The 13,816-nt window shown below is 57.7% G+C and carries 13 protein-coding genes, 1 tRNA gene and 1 pseudogene; 12 read left to right on the top strand and 3 right to left on the bottom strand.

Annotation, left to right across the window (positions count from 1 at the left end; genetic code table 11):
• Window positions 1-109: 109 nt before the first annotated feature.
• Window positions 110-877 carry an IclR family transcriptional regulator gene (locus tag FPY71_RS14780; protein ID WP_149301056.1) on the bottom strand — a complete coding sequence of 256 codons (768 nt, stop codon included), beginning with the start codon at window positions 875-877 and terminating at the stop codon, window positions 110-112.
• Window positions 878-994: 117 nt separating this feature from the next.
• On the opposite strand from FPY71_RS14780, the gene prpB reads away from it, so the two are divergent.
• The 9 genes and pseudogenes from prpB to FPY71_RS14735 all read left to right on the top strand — a co-directional run.
• Window positions 995-1,897: a methylisocitrate lyase gene (gene prpB, locus FPY71_RS14775; protein ID WP_149301055.1), complete on the top strand. Its 903-nt coding sequence runs from the start codon at window positions 995-997 to the stop codon at window positions 1,895-1,897.
• 38 nt (window positions 1,898-1,935) lie between these two features.
• Window positions 1,936-2,901 (top strand): Bug family tripartite tricarboxylate transporter substrate binding protein, encoded by a 966-nt coding sequence (locus FPY71_RS14770; protein WP_149301054.1) that lies wholly within the window; start codon window positions 1,936-1,938, stop codon window positions 2,899-2,901.
• Window positions 2,902-2,975: 74 nt separating this feature from the next.
• Entirely contained in the window at window positions 2,976-3,374 is a 399-nt protein-coding gene (locus FPY71_RS14765) for a 5-carboxymethyl-2-hydroxymuconate Delta-isomerase (protein ID WP_149301053.1), read from the top strand.
• Between the two features lie 35 nt (window positions 3,375-3,409).
• Window positions 3,410-3,850, top strand: a complete 441-nt coding sequence (locus FPY71_RS14760; protein ID WP_188052360.1) for a tripartite tricarboxylate transporter TctB family protein — start codon at window positions 3,410-3,412, stop codon at window positions 3,848-3,850.
• Window positions 3,850-5,349: a tripartite tricarboxylate transporter permease gene (locus tag FPY71_RS14755; RefSeq protein ID WP_149301051.1), complete on the top strand. Its 1,500-nt coding sequence runs from the start codon at window positions 3,850-3,852 to the stop codon at window positions 5,347-5,349. The genes FPY71_RS14760 and FPY71_RS14755 overlap by 1 nt, the downstream gene beginning before the upstream one ends.
• Before the next feature lie 36 nt (window positions 5,350-5,385).
• Window positions 5,386-6,243, top strand: a complete 858-nt coding sequence (locus FPY71_RS14750; protein ID WP_149301050.1) for a fumarylacetoacetate hydrolase family protein — start codon at window positions 5,386-5,388, stop codon at window positions 6,241-6,243.
• A gap of 3 nt (window positions 6,244-6,246) precedes the next feature.
• Entirely contained in the window at window positions 6,247-7,059 is an 813-nt protein-coding gene (hpaH, locus tag FPY71_RS14745; protein WP_149301049.1) for a 2-oxo-hept-4-ene-1,7-dioate hydratase, read from the top strand.
• Window positions 7,060-7,824, top strand: a complete 765-nt coding sequence (hpaI, locus tag FPY71_RS14740; protein WP_149301048.1) for a 4-hydroxy-2-oxoheptanedioate aldolase — start codon at window positions 7,060-7,062, stop codon at window positions 7,822-7,824.
• A gap of 133 nt (window positions 7,825-7,957) precedes the next feature.
• Window positions 7,958-8,110, top strand: a pseudogene (locus tag FPY71_RS14735) (IS3 family transposase); the annotation flags it as partial.
• Between the two features lie 337 nt (window positions 8,111-8,447).
• Here FPY71_RS14735 and FPY71_RS14730 read toward each other — a convergent pair.
• Together FPY71_RS14730 and FPY71_RS14725 are read right to left on the bottom strand one after the other, a co-directional pair.
• A complete protein-coding gene (locus FPY71_RS14730) occupies window positions 8,448-11,345 on the bottom strand; it encodes an autotransporter family protein (RefSeq protein ID WP_149301047.1) in 2,898 nt (965 codons plus the stop codon).
• Between the two features lie 454 nt (window positions 11,346-11,799).
• Window positions 11,800-11,889: transfer RNA gene (locus FPY71_RS14725), tRNA-Ser, on the bottom strand.
• 278 nt (window positions 11,890-12,167) lie between these two features.
• Here FPY71_RS14725 and rplU point away from each other — a divergent pair.
• The 3 genes from rplU to FPY71_RS14710 all read left to right on the top strand — a co-directional run bounded on the left by rplU (window position 12,168) and on the right by FPY71_RS14710 (window position 13,770).
• Window positions 12,168-12,644: a 50S ribosomal protein L21 gene (rplU, locus tag FPY71_RS14720; RefSeq protein ID WP_149301046.1), complete on the top strand. Its 477-nt coding sequence runs from the start codon at window positions 12,168-12,170 to the stop codon at window positions 12,642-12,644.
• Window positions 12,645-12,765: 121 nt separating this feature from the next.
• Window positions 12,766-13,035, top strand: coding sequence for a 50S ribosomal protein L27 (gene rpmA, locus FPY71_RS14715; protein ID WP_149301045.1), 270 nt, complete (start codon window positions 12,766-12,768; stop codon window positions 13,033-13,035).
• Between the two features lie 126 nt (window positions 13,036-13,161).
• A complete protein-coding gene (locus tag FPY71_RS14710; RefSeq protein ID WP_149301044.1) occupies window positions 13,162-13,770 on the top strand; it encodes a GNAT family N-acetyltransferase in 609 nt (202 codons plus the stop codon).
• The last annotated feature ends 46 nt before the right edge of the window (window positions 13,771-13,816 follow it).

Raw genomic sequence — 13,816 nt, 5'->3', positions numbered from 1 at the left:
GAACTGAATTTTGCACGCCTGAACGAATTTGTTTTTCCCGGCCAAAAAAGCATAGTTCTCTTTCCTCCCATGCCCGACCTCATATTTGTGTCAGTGTGGCTAAAGTGCTCTAAACATGGCTGGAATAGTCGACTCGCACCATCTCCTCAATTTTGCGACCGGCTGTGTGCAACAGTTCGAGGCACTTTGCGAGGTGGTCTCCATCCATTCGCTGGCTGATGGAACTAACGCTGAATGAGCCGAAGGGGCGGCCGGTCTTATCTCGGAGCGGCTTTGAAATGGTTCTTGCGCCCAAGGCAGTGATGTCGCGGATCACATGCCCGGCCCGCCGCGCAATATCAACCTCCTCACGAACCTGAGCCACCGTTTTTCCGAGCTCTTCATAAAGGGCTGAGTTTCGCTCTATTGCTGCATCGCACTCGTCCACCGGCAATGCTGATAAAACGGCCAGACCGCTAGCCCCCACCCCAAGCGGTCGACGCAGCCCCACATCGGTGATCAGGGTTTTGATTGGGAATGAGCCGCTGGTGCGGCTGACACAGACCATGTCATTGCCGCTCACGCGTGAGAAGAACACAGTATCTCCGGTCTGTTCTGCCAGTGCCGTCGTGATGTTTCCGGTCAGGCCTTTCAAGTCAAACCGGGACGAGGCGGTTAGCCCCAGATCGTAAACAAGGGGACCCAGAACGTAATTGCGATCCTCCAATTGAAGAGCGAACCCGACATCCACCAATGCCCGCAAGATTCGGTGTACAGTTGGTCCGGTCAGTCCCGTCGCGGTCGCAACCTCGGTCATCCCGGATCCGTAACGGTCGCGCTCGGCAATCGCCTTGAGAACTGCGACTGTCCGATAAATTGATTGGGCGCCTTGCTCCATAGAAACTCCACAATATGGATCACAAATATAAAGTTAATCCACAGTGTTGACGATCAAACAGAACTTGACTACCGTGGATTTACGAACATTATATAATCCATATTGTGGAGTTTGTCTATGCTCACCAACGTTCCCGTCAACACATCTCCAGGCGCCCGCTTCCGCCAAGCACTGCGGGAAGAATCGCCATTGCAGATCATGGGGGCGATCAACGCCTACACTGCCTTGATGGCAAAGTCTGTCGGCTACAAAGCGCTCTATCTGGCGGGAGCCGGCGTCGCCAATGCATCGCATGGCCTGCCTGATCTCGGCATTACGACCATCAATGATGTGCTCATTGATCTTCGCCGTATTTCCGATGCAGCCGACCTTCCCGTTCTGGTTGATGTGGATACAGGCTTTGGTGGAGCCTATTCCATCGCTCGACTTGTTCGCGGCCTTATCAAGGATGGCGCTGGCGCCATGCACATGGAAGATCAGGTTGCGCTCAAACGCTGCGGCCATCGTCCCGGCAAGGAAATAGTGACCAAGGATGAAATGCTGGATCGCATCAAAGCTGCGGTTGACGCACGTTACGACGAAAATTTCGTCATCGTGGCCCGGACCGATGCCTTGGCTATCGAAGGACTTGAAGGCGCTATCGACCGCGCAGCGGCTTACATGGAAGCTGGCGCGGATATGATTTTTGCCGAGGCGTTCACGGAGTTGGGACAGTACCGGACCTTGGCCGATACGCTCAATCGACCGCACTCGGTTCTGGCCAATATAACCGAATTTTCCAAGACACCAAACTTTACGACTGACGAATTGCGTGATGCCGGAGTTTCAGCCGCGCTGTATCCTCTGTCTGCCGCCCGCGCCATGAACGCAGCTGCCCTGCGGGTTTACGAGACAATCCGCACCCAAAGGACGCAGAAGGACGTGCTGGAAATCATGCAAACCCGAGAGGAACTCTATGGCTTCCTCGACTACCACGCATATGAGCGCAAAATCGACGAGCTGTTCGCATCTCGCAGGTAACTGAAGCATTTCCGGATAAAGCGTCAAGGGAGGAAAAAATGACGTTTGCAACTCGGCTATCAAGCCTGCTTTTGGCCTTGGGTCTTATGGGCGGCGTCGCCGTCGCCCAGGACTTTCCAAGCCAGCCCGTTAAATTTGTGGTGCCGTTCAACGCCGGAGGCGGCACGGACGTCACCGGTCGTATTGTCGCGGATGAGATGACTAAAATACTTGGCAAGCCTGTGCTTGTTGAGAACCGGCCGGGAGCACAGGGCATCCCGGGAACTCGCTATATTGTCGATGCCGCGCCGGATGGGTACACCATCGGCTTTGTGCTGCAGGCAACGATGGCGCTCAATCCAGGCCTATATCTCGCCACCAATTACGACCCCATCAAGGATCTCGCTCCTGTCTCGCAGATTTCTGAATCGCCCTATGTGATCGTGGTTCACCCCAGTCTCGGTGTGGAAAATTTGGATGGTCTGATTGCTTTGGCGAAGGCCGATCCCGGAAAAGTCAATTATGCCAGTGGTGCTGCGGCCTCGCATCTGGCTTCGCTGCTCTTCCAGCAAGCGGTCGACATTGAGATGCAGCACATTCCTTATAGTGGTTCGGGGCAGGCAATTACCGATCTGCTGAGCGGACGTGTCGGCGTCATGCTGAGCAGCCCGGTTTCCGTGCTTCCTCATATTGAAGCCGGCACTCTGGTACCAATTGCGGTTACGGGTATTGAACGCTCGGCCTCGCTTCCGGATGTGCCAACCGTTGCCGAAAGCGGCTATGACGGCTTTGAAGTGTCAGGATGGTACGGCATCTCAGCCCCCGCCGGTACTCCGGATGCTGTGGTTGCAAAGCTCAATGAGGCGGTCGTTCAAGCGCTTGCCAATCCGGCAATCCGCGAAAGCCTTCAGGCTGCCGGGGTAGATCCCAAATCCTCTACGCCTGAAGAGTTTGCGGCATTTATTGCGGCTGAAAACGAGCGCTGGACAAAACTGATCCAGGATAACGGCATAAAGGCCGAGTAACCCAGTAAAGCCAGCAACGCCTCCGGGAAACGCCGCCGGAGGTCCTCTCAAAACTCATCTTTAGGAAAAAGCACATGCCGCACATTTGGATCGAATGCTCCAAAAATCTGGTTGATGAGCCGGAGGTCAAAGCGCTCAAGCAAGTCATTTACGAAGCAGCGCTGGAAACCGGCATCTTTCCGATTGGCGGCATACGGGTACGCTTTCAGACTATTGACGATTACGTGGTTGGCGATGGTGACCCATCCAATGGCTTTGTTCATGTGATCTTGAGGATCGGCCATGGCAGAGACCTTGAGACACGGCGAGCTGCAGCCGACCATGTCTTCGAAAAGGTCAAGGCGCTTTTGACTCCGCTGAACGGCCGCGCGCCGCTGGCAGTCGCTTTCGAGCTTCAGGAAATGAGCTCTGATCATAACTACAAATACAATAACCTGCATGACTATATTGCGCGGCGCGGCAACGCTGCCTGATTGACTATTGCTTCAGATCTATGCGGGAGGTCGCAGTGAACATCAGACGTGACGTTGCAGCAGGGCTGTTCTTTACCGTCATCGGACTTTCAGCATTGCTAATGGCCGTGAATTATCCATTCGGAACTACATTCAATATGGGGCCGGGCTATTTTCCGATTATCGTTTCCGGATTGATGCTGGTGTTGGGAGTGCTCCTGACGATCACGGCTTTTCGAGCCAATGCCGGTCCTTTGCTCAACGACATTGCCTGGCGACCTCTGATCATCATTCTGGTTGCCGTTGTTGGTTTTGCACTGCTGATCGACCGTGGCGGCATGCTGCCAGCGCTCGCCTTTCTCACGATCGTCGGCTGGTATGCCAATCCCAATCGCAACCTCAAGGTGCTCCCGATCCAATTCCTGGTCAGCATTCTCGTGCCGGTGCTTATCTTCCGGGTTGCGCTAGGCATGCCAATTCCGCTGTGGAGGTTCTGATGCTCGACGGTTTGATACTCGGTTTTCAGGTCGCCCTTTCCGTCGACAACCTGTTGTATTGTTTGCTCGGTGTTACGCTCGGCACCCTAATCGGGGTGCTACCCGGTGTGGGCCCTCTCGTCACCATTGCCCTGCTTTTGCCCCTGACATTCGGCTTGTCGCCAGAAGCCGCTCTGATCATGCTCGCAGGCATCTACTACGGCGCCTCCTATGGTGGATCGACCACCGCTATTCTGGTTAATCTGCCCGGAGAGTCCTCATCGGTGGTGACGTGTCTGGATGGCTACCAGATGGCGCGAAACGGACGCGCTGGCCCTGCGCTCGCTATCGCCGCTCTGGGCTCGTTCGTTGCCGGATGCATCGGCACACTCGCCATTGCCCTTTTCGCTCCGATGCTGGGCCGCGCAGCACTCAGTTTCGGTGCGGCTGAATACACCTCGCTCATCATCATGGCGCTGGTCGCTACTGCAATTCTGGTGCATGGCGCGCTGGTTAAGGGACTGCTCATGGCCTTGCTGGGCATCTTGATCGGCCTTATCGGCATGGATCTGAATTCAGGTACATTGCGCTACACATTTGGCATGACCTCGCTGATGGATGGCATCGACTTTGTTGTCGTGGCTGTGGGCATGTTCGCCTTCTCCGAAATCGTTACTCAGTTGTGGAATGCCAGAAGCGAAATTCCGGTGGCGACCAAGGTCGCCAGCCTTATGCCCAGCCGTGCCGAGCTGAAGGCTTCGGCCATGCCGATCATGCGCGGCACCGGCGTCGGAATGTTCTTCGGCATCCTGCCAGGCATCGGTACAACCATCAGCTCATTCGCCTCCTATATGCTGGAACAGCGTGTCGCCAAGGATCCCTCACGCTTTGGCAAAGGAGCCATCGAAGGGGTGGCAGGGCCTGAATCTGCCAACAATGCTGCGGCCCAGGTCTCCTTCATTCCCACCCTGACCCTGGGCGTACCGGGCAGTGCCACAATGGCCTTGATGCTGGGCGCCCTCATGCTTCAGGGCATCACACCCGGCCCCAACATGATAACCGAACGGCCTGCGCTGTTCTGGGGTCTGGTTGCCAGCATGTGGATCGGAAATGTTCTGCTGGTCGTCCTGAACCTGCCCTTGATCCGCGTCTGGGTTGCCTTGCTCAAAGTGCCCTATGCCTGGCTTTACCCCATCATTCTCTCACTGGCGTGCTTTGGCATTTACTCGCTGTCCAACTCATCCTTCGATGTGCTGCTCGGTGCCTTGTTTGGTCTGTTCGGCTACCTGGCCATCAAGATTGACTGCTCACCGGCACCGTTCATTCTTGGATTGGTGCTTGGGCCGATGCTGGAAGAAAATGTGCGGCGGGCCCTACTGATCTCTCACGGGGATGCGTCCACATTTGTGTCCAGCCCTATCAGCGCCACCTTCCTTGGAGCCACCCTCCTCCTGCTCGTTCTGATGATCCTGCCAGCTATCCGCAAGCGCCATCAAAAGCTTGATCTGGAACTTGAATAGGCCCGATGGCCGCCACTGAAATAAAGGACTTCCCTCATGAAATATCTGAGCTTTCACGCCGAAGGCCGGGACCGCTTTGGCTTTGCCACAGTAAATGGTGTCTTCGACCTTTCCCGGCGAACTGCCTACACATCTCTGCGCGACTTTATCGCCCGTGGCAGGGCTGATGAGGCCCGGTTAATCGCAAAAACAGACACTGCCGACTATGCGCTGGCAGAGATCACCTTTCTCACCCCGCTACCGGACACCGACAAGATCGTCTGCGTCGGCGTCAATTATCCAGACCGGAATGCGGAGTACAAAGACGGCTCAGAGCTGCCCAAATATCCGAGCCTGTTCCTGCGCACCCGCGGCTCATTTGTTGCGCATGGTCAGCCGATCCAGTTGCCGCCAGAGTCCAGCCAGCTCGATTATGAAGGAGAGATTGCTCTGGTAATCGGCAAGCCGGGCCGTCGCATTAGTGAGGACAACGCGCTCGATCACATTTTCGGCCTGACACTGTGCAACGAGGGTAGCGTTCGCGATTGGATGCGCCATGGCAAATTCAACGTGACGCAGGGCAAGAATTTCGAGGCTTCCGGCAGCATCGGGCCGTGGATTGTGCCGATCGCAGATGTCGGGCCGCTTGGTTCGGTTGAGATCAAAGCCTTCGTCAATGGCGAATTGCGGCAGGAAGACAAAATGGAACGCATGATGTTCCCTGTGCGCCGGCTTATCAGCTATATTTCAAACTTCACCGCCCTGCTGCCAGGCGACATCATCGTATCCGGCACACCAACAGGTTCAGGTGCGCGGTTTGATCCACCTCGCTATCTGGTGGCGGGCGATGTGGTTGCAGTGGAGTCCGACATCGTAGGTCGACTGGAAAACCGCGTCGAGTTGGAAAGGGCCTGAAGCGTGAAGAGACCAGGCTGGATCGAGGATGCTGCCGATAGACTGGACAGGGCAGAAAAATACCGGACACAAACCGGACTGTTAAGCCTTGCGAATCCTGAAATGTCGATGGATGACGCCTACGCGGTTCAGTCAGCCTGGATAAAACGTAAGCTTGCCACGGGTGAAACGACCATCGGCTGGAAGATCGGGTTGACGTCAAGAGCCATGCAGCAGGCGTTGAACATTGACGTTCCAGACTCGGGCGTTCTTCTCGATTCCATGTGGTTCGAGGACGGCTCAACCATCCCCGCCAGACGGTTTATCCAGCCCCGAGTGGAAGCTGAAATTGCCTTTGTGATGAAGAAACCACTGAGCGGTCTGAATCTCTCCATTGATGCGGTTCTCGATGCTACCGACTATGTGGCCCCAGCGCTTGAAATTCTCGACACCCGGATTGTTCGGGCAGACGCGGCCACCGGTCGGATGCGCAATTTTTGCGACACCATCGCGGACAATGCCGCAAATGCCGGAATCGTGCTCGGCAAACACAGAGCAGATCCTGAAACGCTTGACTTGCGCTGGATCGGAGCGATCGTATCTCGTGATGGCGTTATTGAAGAAACAGGGCTTGGCGCCGGAGTGCTTGGCCACCCGGCAACCTCGGTGTCCTGGCTTGCAGCCCGGCTGACTCAATATGGCCATCAGATAGAACCGGGACAGATTATTCTTTCAGGCTCGTTCATCAGGCCGATCGAGTGCCCGCTCGGAACCGATATCCACGCCGATTTCGGACAATTCGGAACGGTCGGCTGTCATTTTGCGAAAGAGGACTGAATGCCTGCGCCCAGAAACACCTTCAAAGAAGCTCTTGCAAACCGCCGCCGCCAGATCGGCCTCTGGCTTGGACTGGCAGATTCCTATAGCGCTGGACTGCTGGCTGGAACCGGTTTTGACTGGCTTGTTATCGACGGAGAGCACAGCCCGAACGATCTGCGATCAATGTTGGGGCAATTGCAGGCAATAGCGCCGAGTGCAACTGCACCTGTCATCCGCCTGCCAATTGGCGAAACATGGATGATCAAGCAGGCGCTGGATATTGGTTGCCAGACCATTCTTGTGCCGATGGTTGAGACAGCAGAACACGCCACAGCTCTGGCAAAAGCCATGCGCTATCCACCGCAAGGCACGCGAGGCGTTGGGGCTGCTCTGGCACGAGCATCGGGGTTTAATGCTATTCCCGACTATCTCCACACCGCAAATGATGAGGTTTGCCTGCTGGTACAGGTGGAAAGCGTCGCCGGTTTGTCCGCGATTGACGCAATATCCGCTGTGGACGGTGTGGACGGCATCTTCGTCGGTCCGGCGGATCTTGCAGCTGATATGGGTCTGCGTGGGCAGGCCGACCATCCGGATGTTCAAGAGGCGATTTCTTCGGCATTGCAGCGTATACACGCCGCAGGCAAACCGTCCGGCATTTTGACATCAAACCAGACACTGGCGCGGCACTATATCGATTTTGGCGCCACCTTTGTGGCGGTCGGTTCCGACATTGGGTTGCTGCGACAAGCGGCGGCATCGCTGCGCGCAGCGTTTGACTGACCGGCACGCCGGTCAATTGCCCTCAAATCAATATTTGAGCTTCTTGTCGCAGATGAGTTCCACGCGGCTTTTCAGCTGTGACCAAGCTACGGTTGAACCGTCCCGGCTTTGCCGGAGGCTCTAACTACTGTGAGAGCGGAGCTGCAGGCTTTTGCCGATTGCCCCATCAATCTACTACGAGAACGTCGCCAAGCGTCTGGATGTGGATCGCCTGTCGGACCGAGCCCGCAGCGATATCGTCATGAAGATCGAGATACGCCGGGTGTTCGATGAGAACTTCCAGGTCTAAGGAGTGCGTCAAGGAATTACGGTTTAGCACACCGTCGCCTAAGCCTGTCTCTGTCTGTACGGCAGTATGCGGATTGGCTGCTACTTTACAAATGATCAAGGTTCTAATGCTGTCGAGATTAAGCGCGCACGGCAACCCGCTGCAGTGAATGATTTGGCGGAGAGGGTGGGATTGTCTGTCGCGACCGGATTAACCATAGGCCCTGCAAGCAGACGACAGGCGGCGTCAGCATGGCTTAGATATGCCCGGCGCGCTTGGTTGCACCATAGAACAAATAAGGCCTCGCAAGCTTTGCTCATGCGCACCCAGGCCGCCCAGGCGTCGTTGCCGTCTCCTAGAACCTCCACCGCAAATCCGCCTGCGCGCCATTGACGGTCGAGTTGTCGGCGTATTGGCCGAGGTAGGAGACGCCGATGCGCACCTGGTCGTTGAGGTCGAGGTCGAGGCCGATCTTGAGAAGCGCCGCGTCCCTGGAAAGCGGCGCTCCGGCCACTGTGAAGTTGGCCGTCGGCACGCTGATAAACGCCATCTGCGACTCCGGCGTGACGTCGCCGAACGCGTGCTGCCAGGTGACCTCTGCATGAGGCTTCAGCGTCTGGCCGCCGGCCAGCTGCATCGTCGTCGCGGCCCGTAGGCCGAGCGAGGAGTAGCCAACGCCCATCGAGCTCGACGCGCCGCGCAAGCCGGCCGAAGCGCCGGTTTCGGTGAAGCTGTCGGTCGAGACGTGCACGTAGGCGAGGCCGGCGAAGGGCTCCAGTGCGACCTGCTGAACGTCGAAGCCATGACTGACCTCGGCGAAGACCTGCGCGACGCCGCCGTCGTATTCGGCCTTCGCCTGCTCGGAAAAGCCGGAGATGGTGCGCGAGGCTTCGATCTGGCTGAAGGCGTAGCTGCCACCAAAGCGGAAGTTGCTCGGCCCCAAGCTGGTCCCGGCGTAAAGCCCGACCAATAAGCTGTCGACGTCACTAGAGCTGACAAGCGCATCGACATCGGCGCTGGAGCGCGTGTAGCCGAGGGCGCCGCCAACCAGCCAATCGCCGAGCCTGGCGTCGAGTCCGGCGACGATCCCGCCCAAGGTGACGTCCACGCCCGCGGTCGATGCGGTGGTGTCATAGTCGCCCGCGCCGCCGAAACCCTGCGCCCAGAACGTGCCGTCAATGCTGCGTTCGGCGGGCGCGGTGAGGTTGCCGGCCTCGTCGGGGCCATAGGCAAGCGGGCCGCCAAAGGCGAGCGTGCCCAGGGCACCCTCGCCCGCATAGCTGCCCTGGCGCAGGCGCGCGAGGATGGACTGGCGGGCATAGAGGCTGTCGCCCAGCAGCACGGACCGCTGGCTGGCATAGGCCTCGCCGGACAGCGCATCGAGCGCGCCCGGCAACTGGCCAACAGTGAGCCCGTAGAGCGGGGCCAGCGCGTCGGGCAGTTCGGCCAGCATGTTGCCCGACGTGGTGTTTATGAAACCGTCGAGCGCCGCGCCGACCACGCGCTGGTTCGGCGTGCTGTTCGCCAATTCCGCGAGATCAGCGGCGACGTTCATCGTCACGGTGGTCGGGGCGTAGTTGAGGGTCGCGCCGAACAGGGCCGGCAGTCCGCTGGTGGTAAAAGTGTCGAACCGCCCGGTAATTTCGTCCGTCGCGTCGATGAGCGTGTAGCTCTTCAGGAGGTTGGCTGTCTGGAACGAGGCCGCCATCGTGCCGTCGAGCCGGATCGCGCCGGTCACTTCCAGCCTGTCGTTGCCGTCGTCGGTTATGCGCGCGGCATAGGTGCCGGCCGCGGTCTGCACGAGGGTGCCCTGGAAGAGGTGCTGGATCGACACCCCATTGCCGGAAACGCCCAGCCAGCCGCTGTTCTCGAACCGCTTGCCCGCCCCCGCGGTCGCCGCGATCCGGCCATCGATGATGCCCGTATTGACGATGGTCGTGCCTTCGGCCGTGAGACCTGTGCGCAAGGCGTCGGCCTCGGGCGATGAGGTCTGCAGCGTGCCGGAATTCAGCAGGGTGCCGTATTTGCCATGCATCTCCGCCGCCGCGCCGGCGAGACCGCTGGCGGTAATGACGGCGGAATTGGAGATCGCGCCGTAGGTTTCGCCTCTGATGCCGACACCGCCCGCGCCGGTTGCCGTGATGTTGCCGCTGTTGATGATGTCTTCGCCCCTGACGCCGTCGAGGGCCGTGGCATTCTCGTCGGCGAAGTCGATCGCGTCGGTGTTGCGGGTCGGGTTATAGATGCCGGGAATGGTGGCGAGATAGCCATGGATGCCGTCGTCGTCGACATAGATGCCCACGACATTGTCGCCATAGGCGGAGTTGGACGACACGACAGCTCCGGGTATGTCGATCTCGTGCCAGGAGTGAACGCCGGTCAAGAAGTTGACATGCATCACCCCCGGATGAACGACGCCGTCGGCAGTCACCCAGTTGACGACGAGATTGTATTCGTCAGGGCGACCGGCGCTGGTGATACCTTCGAAATGGGTCGCGACCGCCTCTGGGTGATGGAAGCTCTTATATTCACCGGTAGTCTGGTCATAGATGTAGCCGCGCTCCGGCCCCAATCCGCCACCGATCTGGGGCAGTGTTGCATAGCCGCCGGCGATCTTGTCGCCATAGATCCCATAGGCGGTGGTGCTGACGGCGCCGTCGATGTTGAAAGCTTCATATCCACCGGTATCAATGTTGTAGATGAAGGCGTGGCCCTCATCGAGCTGGGTGTCGTAGTTGCCGACGACCTGATTGCCAAAGTTACTGTGCGCAATGGTGAAAAGCGTCGGCTCGTCCCCGTCCGGATAAACCAGTTCCGTGAGCTGCTCGCCCGGAGCGGCCGCTGCATCATAAATGTAGCTTAGATCGAATTCCCCCGAGGCGGTGGTCTTGTAGCTGCCGACCACGCGCAGCACGCCACCCGGATTGCCGAAGTGCGGTCCATAGGGCGATGAGCCGACGGCACCGGGATAGTTGGCGTTGTTGGGCGTGGCCACCGGCATCGCCGACCAGGTCTGCGTCGTGATGTTGTAATAAAGGCCGCCGGTCTCGTTCGTGCCGGGAATTGTGTAGTTGCCGACGATATTGTCGCCGCGGATGCCGGTGAGGAATGTCCCGTTCCCCTCGAAATTCAGTGTCAAATAGCTTGTGGGGCCTGCATTTGCAATTTGTGTGAGGCAGGTCGTGCTGAGGCCGATGGCAACAAGTCCAAGCGCGCGCGCGCCCGGCGCGCCGCGATAAAGCAATTGAATCATTATGTTTGCCCCGCCAACTCAAATACTGCGTAGGGTTTTATCATTTTTTATTGGCGCATTTCCAAGTTTTATTTTGGCCCGGCAATTAAATTATTGTGGTGCGCCTCGACAGTGATTCAGATGCACTTTTTCCAGCTGGTTCGTCGTCGAGAGGATGAGCAGCTATTTTGCGAGGTTGCCGAGCGGCACGCCGGTGTCGGCGGCGCGGCGCAGCAGTGTCTTCATGTGCTCAGGCGTGTAATAGTCGGCCTCTAAACTGATAATGCCTTCGCCTTCTCAACTCGGCGGTTCATATGTGCGAGAGCAGCGGCTTCAGAATTGCCCGGGTCGCCGGATAAGGTGTCAATATGCCTCGGTCGTGGCTGGCCCTAATAACCCAACAAATCCAGCATTTGCGATAGACCGGCCAATTGAAGGCAAATCTGAATAAGTTATTGTTATAATTAAACAAAAATGGCGGAGAGGGAGGGATTTGAACCCCCGATGCCCTTGCAGGCATGCCGCATTTCGAGTGCGGTGCATTCAACCACTCTGCCACCTCTCCGGCCGCCGGGCAAAACCCGTTACGTGGTCAACGCCATCAGGCGCGAGGCGCTGCATATCAAACAGCTGCACCAATGCACAAGAACTATTTCAGGCAACACCCCAATTGATTTGTGAATGCCTTTAAAATCCGGCACTTCACCTTGACCAGAGGCCCTGCCTCGTTTATGCAGCCAATCGGAATTGTGTGCCAGCCACAAGGCTCGGTGCAAAAACTCCAGAAAAACCAAAAGAAGATGGTCCGGAACTTCCGAGAGCCAATCCGACGAAAGGTCGATTATGTTCGCAGTCATCAAAACCGGTGGCAAGCAATACCGCGTTGCCGCTAATGATCAGTTTGAAATTGAACGTCTTGCTGGAGAGGCTGGCGACAGCGTTTCCTTCGCGGAAGTTCTCATGGTCGGCTCGACCATTGGTGCGCCCTTTGTGGCCGGCGCCACTGTCGTTGCCGAAATTGTTGAACAGACACGCGGCAAGAAGGTTATTTCCTTCAAGAAGCGTCGCCGCCAGAATTCCAAGCGCACGCGCGGTCACCGTCAGGACCTGACACTGATCCGCATTTCGGAAATTCTGACCGACGGCAAGGCCCCAAGTGCAAAGGCCGCCCGCAAGGAAGCCGCCGCCGAGGCACCAGCAGCTGAAGCTGCTGAAAAGCCAAAGCGCGCAGCAAAGCCAAAGGCAGAGGCCGAAACGGCAGAAGCCGCGCCGAAGCGCACTCGCGCCAAGAAGGCCGAAACGGAAAACAAGGACGCCTGAGCGTCTAAATCCACCCGGTGGCATCAATGCTTCCGGCACTTTGAAATTCAAGCGGCAGGTGCCGAGCGGCCCAATCATGGACCCGGCACCGCCACACAGAGCAGATCAGGAGACCTGAACTATGGCACATAAAAAGGCAGGCGGTTCTTCCCGCAACGGTCGCGATTCCGAATCCAAACGCCTGGGCGTCAAGAAATTTGGCGGTGAGCATGTTCTCGCCGGCAACATCATCGTGCGCCAACGCGGCACACGCTGGCACCCGGGTGTGAACGTGGGCATGGGCCGTGACCATACCCTATTCGCCACCGCGGAAGGCGTCGTTTCCTTCCAGAAAAAGGCCCAAGGCCGCACCTATATTTCGATTATGCCGATCGCAGAAGCCGCCGAGTGACGATGGCAGCTCCAAAGCGCCGGCGTCCCACCGACCCAGCGCTTTGTACCGAATAAGACTCGGCTAAAGCGAAAAACCGGGGAGATGGGCCGCCATCTCCCCTTTTTCGTGACATGCGAGAGTCCTATGCCCAGCGACGATTTGTGGATAGATGAAGAACTGAGGCCGATAACGACAAGACGGCTGACGCTGCGTCTGGTCAAATTGACCGACGCGCCTGCCATTGCTGCCTTGGCCAACGACCGGCATATTGCAGAAATGACGGCACGCATTCCGCATCCTTACAGTCTTTCCGATGCCGAAACCTACCTGTCATCTTTGCGGCATGAATTGGTTTTTGCTATTTTGCGCCGTGAAGACAAAAGGCTGATGGGCCTTGTTTCGCTGCGTGAAAAGGACAACAGCGACGCGCTGGATCTTGGTTACTGGTTGGGCCGGGACTTCTGGAACAGCGGCTATGCCACGGAAGCTGCCCACGCGCTGATTGATTATGCGTTTGGAGAATTGGCGGCTGAAGCCGTGGAAGCGCGTTGCAGGGTGATCAACGGTGCATCGCGCCGCGTCATTCACAAATGCGGCTTTCAATATACCGGGGTCGGCATGGATGTTCTGTCGCTGGCAGGCAGGGTTTCCAGCGAATCCTACCGGATGGACCGGCGCTGCTGGCTCTCCCTTAAGTCGTGGGGGCAGGAATCCTCCGCTGTTCCGTTGGAAGAACTGGACAGGGCCCACTGAATACGTACAAACCCGAACTGGAGCGGACGATCCCGGTCAAGCCTGG

This window comes from Aureimonas fodinaquatilis, assembly GCF_008369445.1.
Taxonomy (GTDB): domain Bacteria; phylum Pseudomonadota; class Alphaproteobacteria; order Rhizobiales; family Rhizobiaceae; genus Aureimonas; species Aureimonas fodinaquatilis.
The sequence above is the reverse complement of the archived record's forward strand: the minus strand, read 5'-3'. Positions and strand labels throughout refer to the sequence as shown.

What these genes read in the sequence shown, in the direction of transcription:
- FPY71_RS14730 (WP_149301047.1), bottom strand. Translation starts at nt 11,345, where the DNA reads ATGATTCAATTGCTTTATCGCGGCGCGCCGGGCGCGCGCGCGCTTGGA.
- prpB (WP_149301055.1), top strand. Translation starts at nt 995, where the DNA reads ATGCTCACCAACGTTCCCGTCAACACATCTCCAGGCGCCCGCTTCCGC.
- hpaI (WP_149301048.1), top strand. Translation starts at nt 7,060, where the DNA reads ATGCCTGCGCCCAGAAACACCTTCAAAGAAGCTCTTGCAAACCGCCGC.
- FPY71_RS14750 (WP_149301050.1), top strand. Translation starts at nt 5,386, where the DNA reads ATGAAATATCTGAGCTTTCACGCCGAAGGCCGGGACCGCTTTGGCTTT.
- rpmA (WP_149301045.1), top strand. Translation starts at nt 12,766, where the DNA reads ATGGCACATAAAAAGGCAGGCGGTTCTTCCCGCAACGGTCGCGATTCC.
- rplU (WP_149301046.1), top strand. Translation starts at nt 12,168, where the DNA reads ATGTTCGCAGTCATCAAAACCGGTGGCAAGCAATACCGCGTTGCCGCT.
- FPY71_RS14765 (WP_149301053.1), top strand. Translation starts at nt 2,976, where the DNA reads ATGCCGCACATTTGGATCGAATGCTCCAAAAATCTGGTTGATGAGCCG.
- FPY71_RS14755 (WP_149301051.1), top strand. Translation starts at nt 3,850, where the DNA reads ATGCTCGACGGTTTGATACTCGGTTTTCAGGTCGCCCTTTCCGTCGAC.
- FPY71_RS14780 (WP_149301056.1), bottom strand. Translation starts at nt 877, where the DNA reads ATGGAGCAAGGCGCCCAATCAATTTATCGGACAGTCGCAGTTCTCAAG.
- FPY71_RS14710 (WP_149301044.1), top strand. Translation starts at nt 13,162, where the DNA reads ATGCCCAGCGACGATTTGTGGATAGATGAAGAACTGAGGCCGATAACG.
- FPY71_RS14770 (WP_149301054.1), top strand. Translation starts at nt 1,936, where the DNA reads ATGACGTTTGCAACTCGGCTATCAAGCCTGCTTTTGGCCTTGGGTCTT.